Below are 18,514 nucleotides of genomic sequence, written 5' to 3' on the forward strand. Positions count from 1 at the left end.
TTAGTCTTTAGGATTTGGCTTTCCAGGGAAATTTCATCACCAGTAACACCACCACACCGCAAACCAGTCCCCAGAAGGCCGAGCCAATGCCCCAGAACTGGATGCCTGAAGCGCTTAGTAAAAAGGTCATTAATGCGGCTTCCCGGTCATCGACCTCTTTAAAGGCAATAAAGGCGTTATGGCCAATGGTGCCAAACAGGGCGATACCGGCCAATGCAGTAATCAGCACTGCCGGAAAAGACATCAGCAGGCTGGTTAAGGTGGCGGCAAACAAGCCCATCAGGATATAAAACAGGCCACAGCTCATGCCGGCAATATAGCGTTTTGATGGGTCCGGATGCACCTGATGATCCAGACTAACGGCGGCACTAATCGCTGCAATATTCACGCTATAACAGCCAAAAGGCGATAACACGGCCTGCGCGGTACCGGTCCAGCCGAGCAACTGATTAACATGCGGCTGATAGCCGTAGCTTTTAATAATGGCGATGCCGGGCAAATATTGAGAGGCCAGATTAATCACCAGCAACGGTAAAGCCAGACCCAAAATCGCGGGCAGGCTAAATTCCGGACTGATCCACACTGGTTGTGCCAATGACCAGCTCACCACAGGAAAATGGAAATCCAGTACCAGTGGGCACAGCAGCATCGCCGCGATTACGGTCAGTACAATGCTATAGCGTGGCCAGAAGCGTTTTGACAGTACATAGGCTGCCAGTAAAGACAGAATAAATGCCCATTCATGTTGAATACTGGCGAACAAGGCAATACCAAATTTCAGCAGCACGCCGGCCAGCATGGCGCTGGTCAGGCTTTGTGGAATATAACGAAACAGACGTTCAAAAATACCGAAAAAGCCCAACAGTGCAGTCAGCACGCCACACACCAGAAAAGCCCCAATAGCCTGATTCAGACTATAACCACTGCCCGTGGCAATAATCAGGGCCAGCCCGGCGGTTGACCAGGACGTCGACACCGGATATTTGAATTTCCATGAGAGCAGCAAGCCCGACAGGCCAATGCCCAGACCCAAAGCCCAGAACCAGGAGGTAATCTGTTCGGCTGTGGCCCCTAAAGTTTGCGCCGCCTGAATCACCAGTACGGCAGAAACACTAATACCAATTAAAAAAGTGATAAATCCAGCAAAAACAGCCGGAATAGAAAAATCATGTATAAGCTTTTGCATAATCCGTTGCACAATAAAAATGGGAGAGAAAGCCGATAAATCATACGCCTTTCAATGGCCATCTAAAAGCTCAAATCTTTATCAGAAGTTAAAAATTTTGCTTGATTTTTATAGGGTCGAGCTGGCCAGTTTTAAGCCAAAACCACAAAACAGCAGGCTAACTGCGGCCACACCGGTCGCGGTAAGGCGGTAATTCCGGTTGAAATAGGTTGCCAGTTTCATTCCGAAAAAAATCAGAATTGACAGATAACTCATGCTGATGATTTGCAGAATAATGGCCAGCAGGGTAAAGGTCAGCGCCGGATAAGGATAGGCCGGATCAACAAATTGCACAAAAAAAGACAGATAAAACAGAATCGCTTTCGGATTTAAAATACTAATGGTTAATGCGGTGCGAAAAGGATGAACCTGTTCTGGCGTACTGTTGCTATTCTTGGTTTGAGTCGAGCGGCTTTTCTCGGGCTGCCAGGTGCGATAGGCGGCAATCATCAGACGTATGCCCAAATAACTTAAATACAGCGCGCCAATCATTTTCAGCGCTATAAACAGCCATGGAAAACTGTGTAGCACGGAGGCTGCGCCAAAGGCGGTACACAGGATTAAAATCAGGTCACCGGTATAAACGCCTAAAGCGCCCAGATAGCCGGCTTTAATGCCAAAGCGTGAGGCAATTGACATCACATATAAAGAGTTGGGGCCGGGTAGGATCACAATTAAAATGGTTCCAATAATGAACGTCATTACGTCAGTGATACCAAACACAGGAAATCCAGAGAACTAAAAAGGCCGATGCAGCATTATATAGCAACATCGGCCTGGAATACGCGCACAGCGGCGCGGCTAAACAGAAAAATTAAGCTTTAATTTCGCCATCAATACCAAAGCCTTGGCGCAATAACTGGCTTAACTGTTCACGCGCTTTAATAAAGCCATCAATACCACTTTGCAGTAACTGGAAGGCCATTAAGTCATGTTCCAGCTGCTGTTTAAATTTCTCTTTTGTGATTGGCTCCAGCTCGCCTTGAGCTTCAATCGTGTCACTTGAGAGTTGTGCTGTGACTTCACGCTCATCCTGTTCCAGTTCGGCCAGCAGGTTGGGTGAAACGGTTAACAGGTCACAACCGGCCAGCGCCAAGACCTGATCAATACTGCGGAAGCTGGCACCCATGATTTCAGTCTTCACCGCATGCTGTTTGTAGAACTGGTAAATCTTTTTCACGGACAGCACACCCGGATCTTTTTCAATTGGGTAGTACATGACATTTTCGGCTTTTTTGTACCAGTCCAGAATACGCCCGACAAAAGGGGAAATCAGCGTGACGTTGGCATCAGCGCAGGCATGTGCCTGATGCAGACCGAATAGCAAGGTTAAATTGGTATGAATGCCTTCTGCTTCCAGCTGTTTTGCGGCCTGAATGCCTTCCCAAGTTGAAGCAATTTTAATCAGGATACGTTTCTGATCAATACCATATTCTTTATATAGTGCCAGCAGTTCTTTGGCTTTGGCAATAGTGGCATCTGTATCATAAGACAGCGAGGCATCTACCTCAGTCGATACACGGCCATCAATCAGTTTAAGAATTTCTACCCCGAACTTGACGGTTAAAATATCAATGGTGCGTTCAATCAGTTCGTCTTGCTGATAACCTTCTGCTTTGGCCTGATCAAAGGCTTCGGTTAAAAGCGGTTTACTGTCGGCCTGTTCAGCCGCCGCGGTAATTAAAGACGGGTTGGTTGTTGCATCTAAAGGACGAAACTTTTCAATGGCAGTTAAGTCACTGCTGTCGGCCACAATAGTTGTTAAGCGTTTTAATTGGTTTAAGGCGTTCTGTGTCATTGAATCCGCTTCTCTAGTTGTTCGGTTATTGCTTATGCAATTATTTATAACACAAACTGGATTTAACCCAAGTGAAAAGCGTTACAGATCAGTGTCTAATTTGTGCTTTTTCGTTGATTGCGCAAGTGATTAATCAAAAAACGAGCAGCCAGCCCCAGTTTGCTTTCACGGCTCCAGACCAGATCGACAAAATATTCAAACTTGGGCGAGAAATCCAGAAAGTCCAAAACCTGTAGTTGCTGCTTTAAGTTCGGGTTTTCATTCAGCATTTGCAGCGGCAACACACCCCAGCCCAGACCCTGTAAAATTAACGAGCAGGCAGTATGATGATTATCAGTGCGCCAGTACTGTTTGGAAAATAACAGTTCCGGCTGAATACGACGGTCACGGCTGGCCACCACAATTTGCCGGCTGTGCAAAATAGCCTCAAAGCTGACCGGTGCCTGTTGGGCCAAGGCAAAATCTCGGGCCGCCACCGGCACCAAGGCTTCGCGTTTCAGTTCTACAAACTGCTCGCCACTGTCGAGCTGTTCACGTTCAAACATCACTGCCAGTTGCGCCGACTGTTCGACCAGCATATGCATGGCATCTTCCTGCGGCGCTGAAAATATATTGATCTGTAGCGTTGGAAATTCCTGCTGCAGCAGGGCAATGTACTGGGTCCAGTCGCTATGAATCAGCTCGGACACCACCACAATATTCAGTTCCGATTCCAGTCCTTCACTTAACGCTGCGGCATGCTGTTTCCACTGGTTCATTTCAACCAGCAGTTGCTCGGTCTTTTCATACAGCGTCAGCGCCTGTGCGGTCGGCACCGGTTCACGCCCGATGCGTTGAAATAGATTCAAGTTCAGGTCAATTTCCAGATTGGCAATTGACATACTTACTGCAGATGGCACTTTTCCCAGTTGCCGCGCCGCTGCGGAAAAAGAACCGCATTCAATCACGGTTTTAAAGATGATCAGCTGTTCCTGGTTCACATTCATGGGTAGCAACCTGTCAATAATATTGAAAGATTCTAACTCGATTTGTCGATAATTTAAAAATAAGATGGCAGCAATTGATGAAATAGATACGGTTTAACATGTTGCTGTCGAAAAGAAGATTAATTCATGCCTTGAGTTATGAACTGATTTTACTGGTGATTATTGCCCTGGCTTTATGCCTGATTTTCAAGATGCCGCTGGAAGTGACCGGTAGCCTGGGTGTGGCCATGGCAGTAACCTCGGTCTTGTGGAATATGCTGTTTAATCATTTTTTTGAAAAATTTGAAGCACGCAGACAGCTCCAGCGTACGGTGAAAGTACGGATTTTACATGCCATTGGTTTTGAGGGTGGCTTAATGTTAGCCACCATTCCAATGGTGGCCTATGCCATGCAGATGAGTCTGCCCGAGGCCTTTTTGCTGGATTTAAGCCTGACCTTATGTATTTTGGTCTATACCTTTATCTTCCAGTGGGGTTATGACGCGATTGAGGTACGTCTGGGCTATGCACCGGCCTATCGTGAGTCTGTTTAAAATACGTCTGATGAATTTAAGAGCAGACAATAAAAAGGTAATAAAACGTCCATAAAAAAAGCCACTGCACCAGGCAGTGGCTTTTTCAGTGAAGGCAGGGGAAATTACTTCTCGACAATCGCTGTTACACCTTGACCGCCTGCAGCACAGATTGAAATCAGCACACGACCTGAACCTTTTTCATTCAGCAGTTTGGCAGCAGTCGCCAGAATACGTCCGCCGGTTGCAGCAAATGGGTGACCAGCAGCCAGAGAAGAACCTTTTACGTTCAGCTTGTTACGATCAATTGAACCCAATGGTGCTTCTAGACCTAAGCGATCTTTACAGAATTTTGGATCTTCCCAGGCTTTTAAGGTCGACAGCACTTGTGAAGCAAAAGCTTCGTGAATTTCATAGTAGTCAAAGTCTTGTAGAGTCAGACCGGCACGTTCCAGCATCCGTGGTACGGCATAGGCTGGCGCCATAAGCAGGCCTTCTTTCTTCTCGACAAAATCAACTGCAGCCGTTTCCTGGAAGGTTAAGTAAGCCAGTACGTCATGACCATTGGCTTTGGCCCATTCTTCAGAAGCAAGCAGAACACAAGATGCACCATCGGTCAGTGGGGTTGAGTTGCCTGCGGTCATGGTACGCGCATCACCTTTACCAAAGGCTGGTTTCAGTTTAGCCAGTTTCTCTACTGAAGAATCCGGGCGCAAGTTGTTGTCACGCTCTAAACCTAAGAATGGTGTGATCAGGTCATCAAAGAAACCTGCTTCATAGGCGGCTGCCATTTTCTGGTGTGAAGATGCAGCAAGTTCATCCTGCGCTTCACGCGAGATGCCCCATTCCAGCGCAGTAATCGCCTGATGGTCACCCATTGACAGACCGGTACGTGGTTCACCATTTTTCGGTGCATCCATCAGGTCTTTGATATTGATTTTGGTCAGCGCTTTTAAGCGGTCTTTACCGGTTTTGGCAATATTCAGCTCCAGCAGGGCTTTACGTAAACCGTCACCAAAAGCAATCGGGGCATCGGAAGTGGTATCGACACCACCAGCAATACCGACTTCAATTTGGCCCAGAGCAATTTTATTGGCCACTAAAAAAGCTGCCTGCAAACCGGTTCCACACGCTTGCTGAATATCGTAAGCAGGTGTTTCAGGAGCCAATTCAGTGTTCAGTACACACTCACGAGTCATGTTAAAATCACGGCTGTGTTTGAGTACAGCACCGGCAACGACTTCACCGAGGCGTTGGCCTTCTAAACGATAACGTTCTACCAGACCATTTAAAGCGGCGGTGAACATATCGATGTTTGAGGCAGTGAAGTAAGCGCCATTTGAACGTGCAAATGGAATGCGGTTACCACCGATAATCGCAACGCGACGGACAGTGTTTTGGCTCATGGTATTATCCTGTTGACCAGATGTTTCAGTTGTAGTTTCAGAAGGAGGAGGGGTTGTACTTTTTTTACGGGTAGATGCCGCACGGGTGCGTGCAGGTTTAGCCGCAGGGTTTGCTGACGAATTTGCCGTGCCAGAACTTTTGGTTGTACGCATTGTACTTTTTGATGTATTTGACACAGTTTCTGTAGCAGAATTTTCGACCGCCGGATTTTCTTGAGTTGTTTTGCTCATAAGGCTTTTCCAAGCATGTTGATGATCTTCTTAGGGGTTACATTAGCATAATCTAGAATAGCCTGAATTGACTACAATGACATTGCAGAATGCTTTCAGGTCAAGTCATCTGTATATGATCTCAAGTATTATTCATAACAAACTGATCGATCTATTGAAATACAAAGTATCTAACATCATATTGAAGCTAAAGGATAACTTTAGATTAATCACAAATTCATTTTGTCTGAGAGATAATAATCATGACTGACCAATACCAAGCTTTTGCAAAATCTCCAATTGGTAAATTTGTCATTAAAAATTTAGGCCTGCCATCCCCAACTTTCCTTGAGCGTTTTGACAGCGCGACGCCTGTGGTCAAGGGTGCAGTTTTGTTGGGCGCAGCGCCGGAAAGCACATTATCGGGTGCAATTGCCCAGGTTCTGGCCAATATCCATGCCAATAGCTATGCCGGCAATAATGCAGAATTACAGCAGGCCGCCGCACAAGCCGGTTTAAACCTGTGTGCTTTTAACGCGGGCGATAAAGAATCTAAATTTAAAGCGGTGGTCTTTGATGCCTCAGGTATTCAGAATTCTGAGCAGTTAAATGCGCTCTATAACTTTTTTAATCCGGTGGCGCGCCAGATTCAGGCCTCTGGCCGTGTAGTGGTCATTGGCACCACGCCAGAAACCGCCAAAACGGTAAAACATGCAATTGCACAGCGTGCGCTGGAAGGCTTTGTTAAATCGGTCGGGAAAGAGTTTAAAAAAGGCATTGCCGCCAATCTGATTTATGTTGATGACGGCGCTGAAGCGAACCTGGAATCGAGCTTGCGTTTTGCCTTGTCACCGCGTTCGGCTTATGTATCGGGTCAGGTGATTCGTGTTTCTAAAGCAGACACGGTCGATGTGGATTGGGCTAAACCACTGGCAGGTAAAACCGCGGTTGTGACTGGTGCCAGCCGTGGTATTGGTGAAGCGATTGCGCATGTATTGGCACGTGATGGCGCGCATGTGATTTGTCTGGACGTACCACAGCAACAAGCTGACTTGGACCGTGTTGCCTCTGAAATTGGGGGTTCAACCTTGGCAATTGATATTACCGCCGCTGATGCGGGCGAGCAGATTAAAGTGGCCGCTGCTGCACAGGGCGGTCTGGATATTATCGTGCACAATGCCGGTATTACCCGTGACAAGACACTGGCCAATATGAAGCCTGAACTGTGGGATCTGGTGATTAACATTAACCTGGCTGCTATTGAACGCGTGAACGACTATCTGCTGGAAAATGACGGTCTGAATGCCAATGGCCGTATCATCTGCGTATCCTCGATTTCAGGGATTGCCGGTAACCTGGGCCAAACCAACTATGCAGCATCAAAAGCAGGCGTGATTGGAGTGGTGAAATATACGGCACCGGTGCTGAAAAATGGTGTGACTATTAACGCTGTGGCTCCGGGCTTTATTGAAACCCAAATGACTGCGGCCATTCCGTTTGCCATTCGTGAAGCGGGCCGCCGTATGAACTCGATGAGTCAGGGCGGTTTACCGGTTGATGTCGCAGAAACCATTGCCTTCTTTGCCTCAACTGCATCTACCGGTTTAAATGGTAACGTGGTGCGTGTTTGTGGTCAGAGTCTGTTAGGGGCTTAATATATCCCTCACTCGGAATCCCCCCTAAAATCCCTCTTTAATAAAGGGGGACTTCTTCTCCCTTTTTGAAGGGAGGTCGGGAGGGATTTGAGGGAATTAAAATAGAAAACCCAATTCTTATTAAAGAAAGGGTGATTTAAAAGATAAATATTCCAAAGGTTCAGTATGAATACTCGCCATTTTAGTCAACTTCCCAAGCCGTATTTAGCCTATCCAAAAGTGATTCAGGGCTTAATTTTTAAAAAGCCGAAGGGTGAAAAAGTTCTGCCGCAAGTTGAATATGTGGTGGATTCATTCAAGGTCGACCAGAAACATCTGAAAGCCTATAACGAAGTCTGTGGTTTTAAAAATAACGGCTATATTCCGGCCATTTATCTGGCGGTGTTATCGCAAAGCCTGCAAATGCACATGATGACTGCGGAAGCTTTCCCATTTCCGATTTTAGGTCTGGTGCATATCCGCAATCAGCTCAAGCAATACCGTAAAGTTGGCGTGAATGAGCAGCTGACTTTATCCTGCAAGTTTGGTGAATTGCAGCCACATGACAAAGGCGTACAGTTTGATTTTATCACCACTGCTAAAGTTGGTAATGAAGTGGTGATGGAAGGTTTAACCACCTATTTGTCGCGTCAGAAAAGCGGCAGCAAGCCTGCGGCTAAAGCAGCAGAAAGTGCCGTACCGGATTATGTACCGGCAGGACAGTGGGATGTGTCGGAAAATACCGGTCGTCGTTATGCGCTGACATCGGGAGATTTTAACCTGATCCATATTCATGCGTTAACCGCCAAAGCCTTTGGTTTTAAACAGGCCATTGCACATGGTATGTGGAGTAAAGCCAAAGCGCTGGCCAATATCCAGTTGCCAGATGCATATGAAGCCGATGTCTGGTTTAAATTGCCAATGTATCTGCCATCTCAGGTGGAATTCTTGACGGCACAGCAGGCACAAAATACTGACTTCCTGATTCGCAGCAAAAAGAATCAGAAGCCGCATGTCAGCGGTAGCATTCGCGCACTTTAAGTCATAGCGCCTAAGCCCAAACCGGATTTAGGCTTTTTCATTGTTCACCATATTGCTGGAAAGGATGCATGAACAGCATAAAAGATTATCTGCGTGCAGATATTCAGAATTATCGTGGTTCAGTGGAAGAACCGTTTAAAGATTTGGCCCATCTGTTTAGCCGTTTTCAGGATGCCCGCTCAACGCAAGGCGGCGCCGCGCTGGTGGTTTATTTTCAGGGACATAAAGTCGTTGATATTTATACCGGTCAAAAATCTGCCAATGAGGCTTGGCAGCCGGATAGTCTGTCGGTCTGTTATTCCACCGGGAAAGGTGTGCTGGCCACGCTGGCACATATTTTAGTGAGTCAGGGCCGGATGGATTATGATGTGCCGGTGGCAGAATATTGGCCAGAATTTGCGGCGCAGGGCAAACAGCAGCTGACCTTAAGAAATATGCTGTGTCATCGCAGTGGTTTATACGATATCCGTAACCTGATTGCCGATGCCTCGGAAATGGCCGACTGGTCGCATATGCTGGAGGTCATTGCCGCGGCCAAACCGCGTTTTCCTCCGAACAGTGACGCAGCCTATCAGCCCCTGACCTTTGGCTGGCAGGTTGGTGGTGTCTTGGAGAAAGCCTGTAATGAAAGCCTGGCTGTGCTGATGCAGCGTCATTTAAGCGAGCCATTGGAATTAAACGGAGCTTATTTTGGCGTGCCGGTAGAGGAATTAGCGCGGGTGGCGCGACCGTTTGCCACATCTCAGCCCGCCCAATCTGCCCAGCCTCCCAAAAAGCAGGCTGCTGCTAAACCTGCACGTACGGCATCGCCTTTAGAAAAGCTGCTGGCCTTCAGTGGGCAACATCCGCAAGATTTTCAGGATGCCATGATTCCCAAAGGCATGAAGAAATTTTCATTCTTTAGTGATGCCGGTTTACAGGCGATTGTGCCGGCAGCCTCCGGGGTATTTACCGCGCAAAGTCTGGCCAAAATCTATGCCATGCTAGCGCAGGGTGGCCAATGGCAGGGGCAACGACTGATTTCACCACAGGTGTTTCAGGCCTTAAGTCAGGTGCAATATACCGCCCGTGACCGGGTGATGCCGCTGCCGATGCATTGGCGTTTGGGCTATCATCGCATTCTGAGCCTGGGCAAGTCGGCATCGTCAGGTTTTGGTCATATTGGTTTTAATGGCTCAGGTGCCTGGTGTGATCCAGAGCGGAATTTAAGTTTTGCTTATACCCATAATTTTCCGACCGGTTCCATCACCGGCGATTATCGCTTGTGGGGATTAACCCAGGAAACCTTACGCTGTGCCGATGGTGTGTTAAAAGGCCGAAAGGGCTGGTTTTAAACAGTTTGAGATGATTTTTAGCTGTAGCTTGTGCTATGTTCTGGCACTAGTCAATTTGATGTTGTGCAAAGATGAAAAAAGTCATTTTGATTCCGCTGGTCGCCAGTTCAGTTGTACTCGGATGTCAGGATCAAAACTCAACTCAATCCCAAACCGTGGTGGAATCTAAGAGCGCAATTCCTGCGTGGGTCGGTGAGTTCAAAGGCACTACGCCTTGTATGGGCTGTTTATCGCGTTGTGATAATTGTCCGGGAATGGCAGTATCTTTAGAACTTCATCAGGATGAAACCTATACCTTGGTGCGTGAAAGTATGAGCCGGCACAATGCACCGGAAGTGATTCAAGGGCGGATTCGCTTTGCAGATGCATCGCGTCAGCAGCTTGAACTGCTGCAAGTCAACACCCGAAATTTGCTGTATATCGATCTTGAAAAACAATTGCTCGAGATTCGTGTAGATCAAACAGGCAAACGCTATCAAATGCAAAGTGATTTTATTCTGGCCAAGTCTGTTTAAATACTGGCTAATCATCTGCTAAATATACTGATTTTTAATCCCTTTTTTGCTGGCGCGAACAAGGGATTTTTCTTTGGATGCGCCCGTCATTTATTTCACTATTTACTAAAAAAACAGTATGCTTAGACCTGTAAAAAGGAGCATACATGTATCAGGTACTTGCGCGTAAATATCGTCCACGTAATTTTAATGAGCTGGTGGGACAAAATCATGTTTCTCGTGCACTGACCAGTGCCTTAGAGCGTGGCCGTTTACACCATGCCTATCTGTTTACCGGGACTCGTGGGGTCGGGAAAACCACTATTGCGCGTATTTTGGCCAAATGCCTGAACTGTGAAACGGGTGTGACCTCTACGCCGTGTGAAGTTTGTCCGACCTGTAAGGCGGTGAATGAAGGCCGTTTTATTGATTTAATCGAGATTGATGCGGCATCACGTACCAAAGTGGAAGATACCCGCGAACTGCTCGATAACGTACCGTATGCACCGACACAAGGCCGCTTTAAAGTCTACCTGATTGACGAAGTGCATATGCTCTCGACGCACTCTTTCAATGCCTTGCTAAAAACGCTGGAAGAACCGCCAGAGCATGTTAAATTCCTGTTTGCCACCACCGATCCTCAAAAGCTCCCGATTACGGTCATTTCACGTTGTCTGCAATTTACCTTGCGTCCTTTGGCAGTAGATGAAATTACCGAGCACTTATCTTCAATTCTCAGCAAAGAGCAGATTCAGGCCGAGCAGGATGCAATCTGGCAAATTGCTGAATCGGCGCAAGGTTCATTACGTGATGCCTTGTCCTTAACCGATCAGGCCATTGCCTATGGTCAGGGTGAAATTCATCATCAGGATGTCAAAGACATGCTGGGGCTGATTGACCGCACCATTATTTATGACCTGATTCTGGCGATTCATCAGAACCAGACTGCGCGCGTGAGCGCACTGTTAATGCAGTTCCGTCAGCAGGCACTGGATGTATCACTGGTGCTGGATCAGCTGATTTCGACCTTGCATGAGCTGGCCTTATTGCAATATCTGCCGGATTTAAGCCTGAAATATAGCGCCGAAATTAACCAGAAAATTACCCAGCTGTCGCAGCGCATTTCGGCTCAGGATTTACAGCTGTATTACCAGATTGCCAGCAAAGGTCGCGCAGATTTACAGCTGGCGGTTACCCAGGAGCAGGGCTTTGAGATGTGCGTGCTGCGTCTGCTGGCTTTCCGTCCCTTACAGCCAAATGAAGTGCCCTTGACGCAGGTCAGCGCACAAAGCAACGCAGTTGCTGCAGCACCGGTAGTCGAGTCAGCTACCGCGCAGCCTGAATCGGTGCATCCCGTTGTTTCAGCTGAGGATGAATTAGAAGCTGAAACTGCTGCTATAAACCCACCCGTTGCTGAACCATCATCAGATGATTTTCTGCAGGATGAAGCGTTAGAGGTTGCTGAAGTTGCATCTCCATCCGAACCAGACCATCCGGTGACTACACCGGCAGAAGCGGCATCTGCGCAGATGATTTTTGATCCGGCGGCAGATGAAGTGCTGTTTGATTTAGATGAAGATGATCGTGCTGATCAGCCGGAAACGCAGGATGAGGCCAGCAGTGATGATTTCCTGTTTGATGAAATTGCACCTTTACCGGAAACGGCCGTTGCGCAGCCAACTCAACAGCCTGCTGAACTTGCAGCACCGGTTTCGTCTGTCGCACAGCCTGAGCTGACGCATCCACAGGATTCCAGTCCGCAAGACAGTTTATTTGCGCAGCCAGCACCGACGTCATCCGTCAACCAGCCTGTCGTTGCTGCTGTAGACAATACCGCTATTCCACGTGCTGATCAGCGTCTGATGCCGCAAGATATTCTGCAACTGCCGGTGCAGTCCTTAGAGGGCGAATGGAGTGTGGAAAAATGGGAATACTGGTTCCGTAATAGTGATTTATCACCGGCAGTTCAGGAACTGGCCCAACACGGCCTGATGACCGGCCAGATTGAAGCTGAGTCGGTTTTCCATATTCCGGAGCAGTATCAGCAATTGTTAAATTCGCAGTTACAGCATTTAGAAGCAGCGCTGAAACAGCAGTGGCCGAACAGCTTCCTGAAAGTGCAGTATGGACAGGTCACAGAGGTGACACCGTATAGCTTGCAGCAGGAACGTAAAGTACGTGCTTATCAACGCGCCAGTGAGCTGCTGCATCAGGAGCCGCAGGTTAAATCGCTGCTCGAAAGTTTTGATGGCGAATTGCAGAATATCCAGTTGAAATAACCACCGTCAGACCATTTCAACCGTTTATTGAGAACGCAGATAAGGCAACAGGGCATTCCGCATTTCGCTTGGAATCGGGATGCTTTTACGTTGCTGCGCATCGACAAAAACATGCACCATATGTCCTTGAGCTGAAGCCTGCTGTTGATGCTGCTTGAAAATTGCCAGATCATATTTCAGCGAGCTGTTGCCCAGCGCTGCAATCGCCACACCGACCTCAATCACTTCCGGATAACTCAGCTCGGCTAAAAAGCTGCAGCCAGAGTCTACCACCAGCCCCATAATCTCGGCCTGATGAATATTCAGTCCGGCTTTCTCAATCAGCAGCGCATTGGCAGCGGTATCGAAGTAGCTGTAATACATGACATTATTGACATGACCATACATGTCGTTGTCTGACCAGCGGGTTTGAATCGGTAAAAAGAAGGTATATTGATCGCGGGTTTTGGCTACCGGTTTCATAAAAAGACGTCATCCCTGAATAGATCGAAAATTTATATTTTTGATTTACCACAACTTTAAATAGCTTCAGCCTTATTGATAAATCGCATGATAGATGGCCAGCGCATCCTGTTTTTCCATGTCGCGTGGATTATTTTGCAGCAGGCGGGTTTGTAACATGGCATCCTCGGCCAGCTGTTCCAGCATGTTTTCAGGTACATTCAGGGCATTCAGTTTTAAGGTCAGACCACTGCGGTCCAGATAGTTTTGCATGTGGTCAATAAACAGATCACACAAGCCATCTACACAGCCTTTGCTGGATGGGTCGAGCAAGGTCATCAATTCGGCATACTGCTGCTTGGCGGCTGGTGCATTAAATTTCAGCACTTCGGTTAAGACCAGCGCATTGCTGTGCCCATGCGACAAATGAAAATGTCCACCCAGCGGATAGGCCAGTGCATGGACTGCTGCCACCGGTGCATTCGCAAAGGCCTGTCCGGCCAGCATCGAGCCGACCAGCATATTCTGACGGGCTTCCATGTTGTTACCATCTTTTAGCACCAGATGCAGATTCTGGTTCAGCAGTTTAAGTGCCTGAATCGCCAGCATATCGGCATAAAAGTTCTTTTTGTGTTTGGAGGTATAGGCTTCAATGGCATGTACCATCGCATCAATACCGGTGGCGGCGGTAATGTGTGCCGGCAGGTTCTGGGTAAAGTTGGCATCTAAAATGGTGACATCGGCATACAGGGCAGCAGACACAATGCCGGTTTTGGTGGTTTCGCCGGTGGTGACAATGGAAATAGGCGTCACTTCCGAGCCGGTACCGGCCGTGGTTGGAATTAGAATAAGAGGCAAACGCGGTTTTTGCGCCTGATTGATGCCATACATCTCATGCAATTGCTGTTTCTGTTCAGGATGGGCCAGCAGGGCAATAATTTTAGCCACATCCAGCGAGCTGCCGCCCCCAAAACCAATGACTGTATCTATCTGGTTTTGCCGGGCGAATTCGGCGGCTTCCAGCACAATATGTTCCGGTGGATCGGCCTGTACGCTAGAATAAATGCAGTAATTACATCCTGCAGCTTCGAGAATTTCCAAAACAGGCGCATGCAATTGTAATTGCACCATCCCCGGATCGGTCACCAGCAGCACACGTTGATTGTTCTGTTCAGTCAGGAGGGCTTTGAGCTGTTGGATGCTGCCCAGTCCGGCAATAATGTTGGGCACAGTCTGGAATTGAAATGGGCTCATACGCTTTATCCTTAATTTTTATACTTAAATCAACATTTATCTATAGTGACAATATAGGATTCATCCTGCAAATAACTTAACATAAGACACTTTAAAAGAAAGCAGTTTTGAGGTTGTTATGTCATCCAGAACGCCATACAAGGTGTTATGTGTCTGTTTGGGCAATATCTGCCGTTCACCTACCGCGGAAGTGGTGTTCAGACATTATTGTGATGCACAGCAACTGAATATCTGGGTCGATTCTGCCGGCACCAGTAATTATCATCCGGGCAAAGCACCCGATGCGCGCAGCCAGCAACATGCTTTGCAGCGTGGCTATGATTTATCTTCCTTGCGTGCCCGTCAGTTAACCACGCGCGATTTTCTGGATTTTGATCTGATTCTGGCGATGGATCAGGAAAACCTGCAAAATATTCAGCATTTAAAACGTCATGCGGCCGAAGAATATGGCGTAAAGCTGCTACGTGCCAAAGTGGCGCTAATGAGCGAACATGATCCGCAATATCCGCGTCATGAAGTGCCTGATCCTTATTATGGCGAAGCCGATGGCTTTGAACGCGTGCTGGATCAGTGTGAGTCCAGCGTACAGGCCTGGATCAATATTTTAAAAACAGAATTGGCTTAAATCAGGTTTAAGAATATGAACATTCAACATCAGGTCCAGCTTAAGCCTTTTAATACCTTAAATCTGGCTGCAAATGCGTCTCATTATATTAAGGTGCATTCTACCGATGATTTAATCGCAGCCTTAAACTATGCCAAGTTACAGCAGCTGAATGTGCTGATTTTATCGGGCGGCAGTAATATGCTGCTGCCAGAGCAGATTCAGGCGCTGGTGTTACATATGGATATTCAGGGCACTGAATTCCTGAATGAAGATGACAATTTCAGCACCATTCGCGTCGGTGCGGGTCAGGTCTGGCATGATTTTGTGCTCTGGACCACCAGGCAGCAGTTATTTGGCCTGCAAAATCTGGCCTTAATTCCCGGTCTGGTCGGTGCATCGCCGGTACAGAATATTGGTGCCTATGGGGTTGAGGTCGGTGAATTTATTGAATCGGTACAGGTTTATGACTGCTATAACGGTCAGTTTAATTCGATTCTGGCCAGTGACTGCCATTTTGCCTACCGTCACAGTATTTTCAAAGAAAATCCAAACCGCTATATCATCACCCATGTCACGTTCAAGCTGCGGAAACAGCCGGACTTGAAACTGAATTATGGCGATTTAAAAACCGCGGTGGGTGATGAGCAAACCGCGGAAAACCTGCAACGCCAGGTGATCCAGATCCGTCAAAGTAAACTGCCAGATCCGCAGCAATTTCCAAATGTTGGCAGTTTCTTTAAAAATCCGGTGGTGACTGCCGCGGTCTATGAACAGCTGGCGATTCAGTTCCCGAACATGCCGCATTATCCGCAACCCGAAGGCCAGATCAAAATTGCAGCTGGCTGGCTTATTGATCAAGCTGGCTGGAAAGGGAAGCAGCTGGGCATGGTCGGTATGTTTCACAAGCAGGCACTGGTGCTTGTCAATTATGCCAATGCGACCCTGGCCGATGTTCAGGCAACATATCAGGCAGTACAGCAGGACGTGTACCAAAAATTTGGGATACACTTAGAACCAGAACCGGTGCTGTTTAATGACGCCGGGCTGATTATTCCCCACAATACCTTTTAATCAGGTTAGGCATTTATGAATAGAACTCACTGGATGGTGCGTATCGTACAAATGGCGGCTGTGCTATTTGTGCTGATGGGCTGTCTGGTGGTTTTTATCTATTCGCCGTTTTATTCCAAGTTTGTGATAAAAGTGCTGAATACCATTGTGCCGGTGGAGGTCAATGAAGTGGCTGCACAAAGCCAGCAGATGGGGGCACTGACCGATCAGGAAAATCTGGAACCTGGCTCGAATTTGTGGATTGCCCGGCAAGCTTATTTAAAAGTGATGGAAGAAGAGATTCAGGCCAAAAATTCACAGAATCTCACCATCATTCAGGCACGCTATAAAGCCTTGCAGGCTTTAATTCAGGATGAGCAGCGCAGTCAGCAGGAACAAGAGCAGGACAGCACACCGCAAATTCCATTGCTGGCCGATGTTTCCGCATCTGAGGCGCAACTTGCACAGCCTTCACAGCAGTTACAGGATTTATTGGAGTTAGACAGCTCTGAAAATCAGGCCCTAATGGAACAGTATCTGAAATTTTTAAGAACCCATGAAGTGGCAGCGGTTGAAACCGTACCGGTTGATGAAGAAATTTTTCAGGATATCGCACTGATTCAACAACAAAATAGCCAGAAGCCGCAAATAACTTCCCAGCCGTATGCAATTGTGGTTCTGGGCGGCGGTCTGACCTTACATGAAAATCAAAAAGATATTATTGTGAATAACTACACACGACTACGTTTAGAAAAAACCTTAGAAATTGAAAAACAGTATAAATTACCCATTGTGCTGAGCGGTGTTGAAGCACCTTATATGCAGAAATGGCTGGCAGAACGCGGGGTTGAAGCCAACTTGCTGGAAGATCGCAGTATGAACACCTGTGAAAACTCGCGTTTTAGTTCCTTGCTGCTACAGAAAAAAGGCGGCGCACCAACGGTGATTTTAATCACCGATCAATATCACATGCCGCGCACACGCCGTTTGTTTGCCTTAAACGGCATTGAAACCGTGCCGGTGGTCGCGCCAATTCCAACCGAGTTGACCCAATGGCAGCCTAGTGAGCAGAACTATGATCATAGCCGCCGTGCCAATTATGAAATGCTGGCCACCATCCGCGATATGCTGTTTGGTTCGAGCGACTGCCGGGAGGTGCCATAATGCCGAATATCCCGTTTTTAAATCCGAGTGTGCTGAAACAGCTGGATTTACCGGTTCCTAGCCGCGATACCACGCCGCAGGTGCTGGAGCCTTTAAACCTGAACCGGCCTTATGCGCCCACGGTGGATATTCAGGCCTATCGCCAGCTTTACGGTTTTGACAGCTTAGAGTGCGAGCATTGGCAGGGTTATGTGCAAATGCCGCTGTTTAAACTGCATGTGCAGGTGTTTCAGCCTAAACTTGAAGCGGGCAAGCTGGAAAAAAGCAAAGGTACGGTGTTTTTACTGCATGGCTATCTGGAGCACAGCGGCATTTATCAGCCGATTGTCAAAGAAATTCTGGAGCAGGGCTTTAGTGTCTTGACTTATGATTTGCCCGGCCATGGTTTAAGTAATGGCTCGCCCGCCAGTATCCAGAATTTTGATCATTACCAGCAGGTATTACATGCCATTTACCAATATGTGCGCAATGCCGATCAATTGCCTAAGCCTTGGCTAGGGGTAGGGCAAAGTACCGGTGGTGCGATCTGGATGCATCATTTACTGGAATTTGCCGAGCGCCGGGAGAATCCGTTTGTTGAGCGGGTGTTGTTATTATCACCTCTCATCCGTCCGGCCAAAAGTGCCTGGTGGCATAATTCGGTGGGCCTCGGAATTATCCGCCGGATTAAACGCGAAGTACCGCGCCATTTCAGACGCAATAACCATAACCCGGAATTTTTGCGTTTTGTGCGCTTAAAAGATCCGTTACAACCACGGATGATGGGCATGGACTGGATTCTGGCCATGTCCAAATGGATGCTGGAAATGGAACAGCGACCAGCGTGCCGGATTCCGGTGTGGCTGGCCCAGGGCGCGCAGGATCAGACTGTGGACTGGCGCTATAACATCGAGTTTATCCGGCGTAAATTCCGCCTGCAAACCTTGCTGATGCTGGAAGAAGGGTCACATCAACTGATTAATGAGCGCCCGGATATTCGTGCGGCCTTAACCGGTTTGATTCCAGCCTTTTTACATGCTTCGAATTCCAAGACTTATTATTAAGCTTTCCTCCATTTCATAAAAAAGAGGCCTGAGCCT

17 protein-coding genes are annotated in these 18,514 nt (G+C 47.7%); 10 read left to right on the forward strand and 7 right to left on the reverse strand.

Features of this window, described 5'->3' with window-relative positions:
• Window positions 1–7: 7 nt before the first annotated feature.
• The 4 genes from VF685_RS06700 to VF685_RS06715 form a co-directional block, all read right to left on the reverse strand.
• Window positions 8–1,186: a benzoate/H(+) symporter BenE family transporter gene (locus tag VF685_RS06700; protein WP_127798830.1), complete on the reverse strand. Its 1,179-nt coding sequence runs from the start codon at window positions 1,184–1,186 to the stop codon at window positions 8–10.
• Window positions 1,187–1,294: 108 nt separating this feature from the next.
• A complete protein-coding gene (gene leuE, locus VF685_RS06705; RefSeq protein WP_163170205.1) occupies window positions 1,295–1,948 on the reverse strand; it encodes a leucine efflux protein LeuE in 654 nt (217 codons plus the stop codon).
• Window positions 1,949–2,039: 91 nt separating this feature from the next.
• Entirely contained in the window at window positions 2,040–3,023 is a 984-nt protein-coding gene (tal, locus tag VF685_RS06710; RefSeq protein WP_163145731.1) for a transaldolase, read from the reverse strand.
• A gap of 95 nt (window positions 3,024–3,118) precedes the next feature.
• Window positions 3,119–4,009, reverse strand: a complete 891-nt coding sequence (locus VF685_RS06715) for a LysR family transcriptional regulator (protein WP_005178622.1) — start codon at window positions 4,007–4,009, stop codon at window positions 3,119–3,121.
• Window positions 4,010–4,107: 98 nt separating this feature from the next.
• On the opposite strand from VF685_RS06715, the gene aceI reads away from it, so the two are divergent.
• On the forward strand, window positions 4,108–4,542 hold the full coding sequence (gene aceI / locus VF685_RS06720; RefSeq protein WP_104489199.1) for a chlorhexidine efflux PACE transporter AceI: 435 nt from the start codon (window positions 4,108–4,110) through the stop codon (window positions 4,540–4,542).
• A gap of 104 nt (window positions 4,543–4,646) precedes the next feature.
• On the opposite strand, the gene VF685_RS06725 is transcribed toward aceI, so the two are convergent.
• Entirely contained in the window at window positions 4,647–6,158 is a 1,512-nt protein-coding gene (locus VF685_RS06725; RefSeq protein ID WP_163170204.1) for an acetyl-CoA C-acetyltransferase, read from the reverse strand.
• Between the two features lie 242 nt (window positions 6,159–6,400).
• On the opposite strand from VF685_RS06725, the gene VF685_RS06730 reads away from it, so the two are divergent.
• The 5 genes from VF685_RS06730 (at window position 6,401) to dnaX (ending at window position 12,919) form a co-directional block, all read left to right on the forward strand.
• Window positions 6,401–7,792, forward strand: coding sequence for a 3-oxoacyl-ACP reductase (locus VF685_RS06730; protein WP_286384991.1), 1,392 nt, complete (start codon window positions 6,401–6,403; stop codon window positions 7,790–7,792).
• Window positions 7,793–7,957: 165 nt separating this feature from the next.
• Window positions 7,958–8,812, forward strand: a complete 855-nt coding sequence (locus VF685_RS06735; protein ID WP_104484063.1) for a MaoC family dehydratase — start codon at window positions 7,958–7,960, stop codon at window positions 8,810–8,812.
• Window positions 8,813–8,880: 68 nt separating this feature from the next.
• Window positions 8,881–10,146 (forward strand): serine hydrolase domain-containing protein, encoded by a 1,266-nt coding sequence (locus VF685_RS06740; RefSeq protein ID WP_163170201.1) that lies wholly within the window; start codon window positions 8,881–8,883, stop codon window positions 10,144–10,146.
• Between the two features lie 71 nt (window positions 10,147–10,217).
• A complete protein-coding gene (locus VF685_RS06745) occupies window positions 10,218–10,661 on the forward strand; it encodes a copper resistance protein NlpE N-terminal domain-containing protein (RefSeq protein ID WP_163170200.1) in 444 nt (147 codons plus the stop codon).
• Window positions 10,662–10,807: 146 nt separating this feature from the next.
• Complete coding sequence (dnaX, locus tag VF685_RS06750; RefSeq protein WP_168381428.1) at window positions 10,808–12,919, forward strand: DNA polymerase III subunit gamma/tau; 2,112 nt, start codon at window positions 10,808–10,810, stop codon at window positions 12,917–12,919.
• A 24-nt stretch (window positions 12,920–12,943) separates the two neighbouring features.
• Here the strand turns inward: dnaX and VF685_RS06755 are convergent, their stop codons facing one another.
• Both VF685_RS06755 and VF685_RS06760 read right to left on the reverse strand, forming a co-directional pair.
• Window positions 12,944–13,381, reverse strand: a complete 438-nt coding sequence (locus tag VF685_RS06755) for an acyl-CoA thioesterase (RefSeq protein ID WP_286384990.1) — start codon at window positions 13,379–13,381, stop codon at window positions 12,944–12,946.
• Between the two features lie 72 nt (window positions 13,382–13,453).
• Window positions 13,454–14,614, reverse strand: coding sequence for an iron-containing alcohol dehydrogenase (locus VF685_RS06760; protein WP_286384989.1), 1,161 nt, complete (start codon window positions 14,612–14,614; stop codon window positions 13,454–13,456).
• 118 nt (window positions 14,615–14,732) lie between these two features.
• On the opposite strand from VF685_RS06760, the gene VF685_RS06765 reads away from it, so the two are divergent.
• Genes VF685_RS06765 through VF685_RS06780 form a run of 4 tightly spaced genes read left to right on the forward strand, consistent with a single transcriptional unit; the run spans window position 14,733 to window position 18,478 of the window.
• Window positions 14,733–15,239, forward strand: coding sequence for a low molecular weight protein-tyrosine-phosphatase (locus tag VF685_RS06765; RefSeq protein ID WP_286384988.1), 507 nt, complete (start codon window positions 14,733–14,735; stop codon window positions 15,237–15,239).
• 15 nt (window positions 15,240–15,254) lie between these two features.
• Window positions 15,255–16,292, forward strand: coding sequence for a UDP-N-acetylmuramate dehydrogenase (murB, locus tag VF685_RS06770; RefSeq protein ID WP_286384987.1), 1,038 nt, complete (start codon window positions 15,255–15,257; stop codon window positions 16,290–16,292).
• A gap of 15 nt (window positions 16,293–16,307) precedes the next feature.
• On the forward strand, window positions 16,308–17,435 hold the full coding sequence (locus tag VF685_RS06775; RefSeq protein ID WP_016659056.1) for a YdcF family protein: 1,128 nt from the start codon (window positions 16,308–16,310) through the stop codon (window positions 17,433–17,435).
• Entirely contained in the window at window positions 17,435–18,478 is a 1,044-nt protein-coding gene (locus VF685_RS06780; RefSeq protein WP_005178596.1) for an alpha/beta hydrolase, read from the forward strand. The genes VF685_RS06775 and VF685_RS06780 overlap by 1 nt, the downstream gene beginning before the upstream one ends.
• Window positions 18,479–18,514 lie beyond the last annotated feature (36 nt).

This window comes from Acinetobacter sp. Brlt_5 (assembly GCF_051949055.1).
GTDB classification, from domain to species: Bacteria; Pseudomonadota; Gammaproteobacteria; order Pseudomonadales; family Moraxellaceae; genus Acinetobacter; species Acinetobacter indicus.

Coding starts and splice junctions, on each gene's coding strand:
- VF685_RS06700 (WP_127798830.1), bottom strand. CDS start 1,186: ATGCAAAAGCTTATACATGATTTTTCTATTCCGGCTGTTTTTGCTGGA.
- tal (WP_163145731.1), bottom strand. CDS start 3,023: ATGACACAGAACGCCTTAAACCAATTAAAACGCTTAACAACTATTGTG.
- VF685_RS06715 (WP_005178622.1), bottom strand. CDS start 4,009: ATGAATGTGAACCAGGAACAGCTGATCATCTTTAAAACCGTGATTGAA.
- aceI (WP_104489199.1), top strand. CDS start 4,108: ATGTTGCTGTCGAAAAGAAGATTAATTCATGCCTTGAGTTATGAACTG.
- VF685_RS06725 (WP_163170204.1), bottom strand. CDS start 6,158: ATGAGCAAAACAACTCAAGAAAATCCGGCGGTCGAAAATTCTGCTACA.
- VF685_RS06730 (WP_286384991.1), top strand. CDS start 6,401: ATGACTGACCAATACCAAGCTTTTGCAAAATCTCCAATTGGTAAATTT.
- VF685_RS06735 (WP_104484063.1), top strand. CDS start 7,958: ATGAATACTCGCCATTTTAGTCAACTTCCCAAGCCGTATTTAGCCTAT.
- VF685_RS06740 (WP_163170201.1), top strand. CDS start 8,881: ATGAACAGCATAAAAGATTATCTGCGTGCAGATATTCAGAATTATCGT.
- VF685_RS06745 (WP_163170200.1), top strand. CDS start 10,218: ATGAAAAAAGTCATTTTGATTCCGCTGGTCGCCAGTTCAGTTGTACTC.
- dnaX (WP_168381428.1), top strand. CDS start 10,808: ATGTATCAGGTACTTGCGCGTAAATATCGTCCACGTAATTTTAATGAG.
- VF685_RS06755 (WP_286384990.1), bottom strand. CDS start 13,381: ATGAAACCGGTAGCCAAAACCCGCGATCAATATACCTTCTTTTTACCG.
- VF685_RS06760 (WP_286384989.1), bottom strand. CDS start 14,614: ATGAGCCCATTTCAATTCCAGACTGTGCCCAACATTATTGCCGGACTG.
- VF685_RS06765 (WP_286384988.1), top strand. CDS start 14,733: ATGTCATCCAGAACGCCATACAAGGTGTTATGTGTCTGTTTGGGCAAT.
- murB (WP_286384987.1), top strand. CDS start 15,255: ATGAACATTCAACATCAGGTCCAGCTTAAGCCTTTTAATACCTTAAAT.
- VF685_RS06775 (WP_016659056.1), top strand. CDS start 16,308: ATGAATAGAACTCACTGGATGGTGCGTATCGTACAAATGGCGGCTGTG.
- VF685_RS06780 (WP_005178596.1), top strand. CDS start 17,435: ATGCCGAATATCCCGTTTTTAAATCCGAGTGTGCTGAAACAGCTGGAT.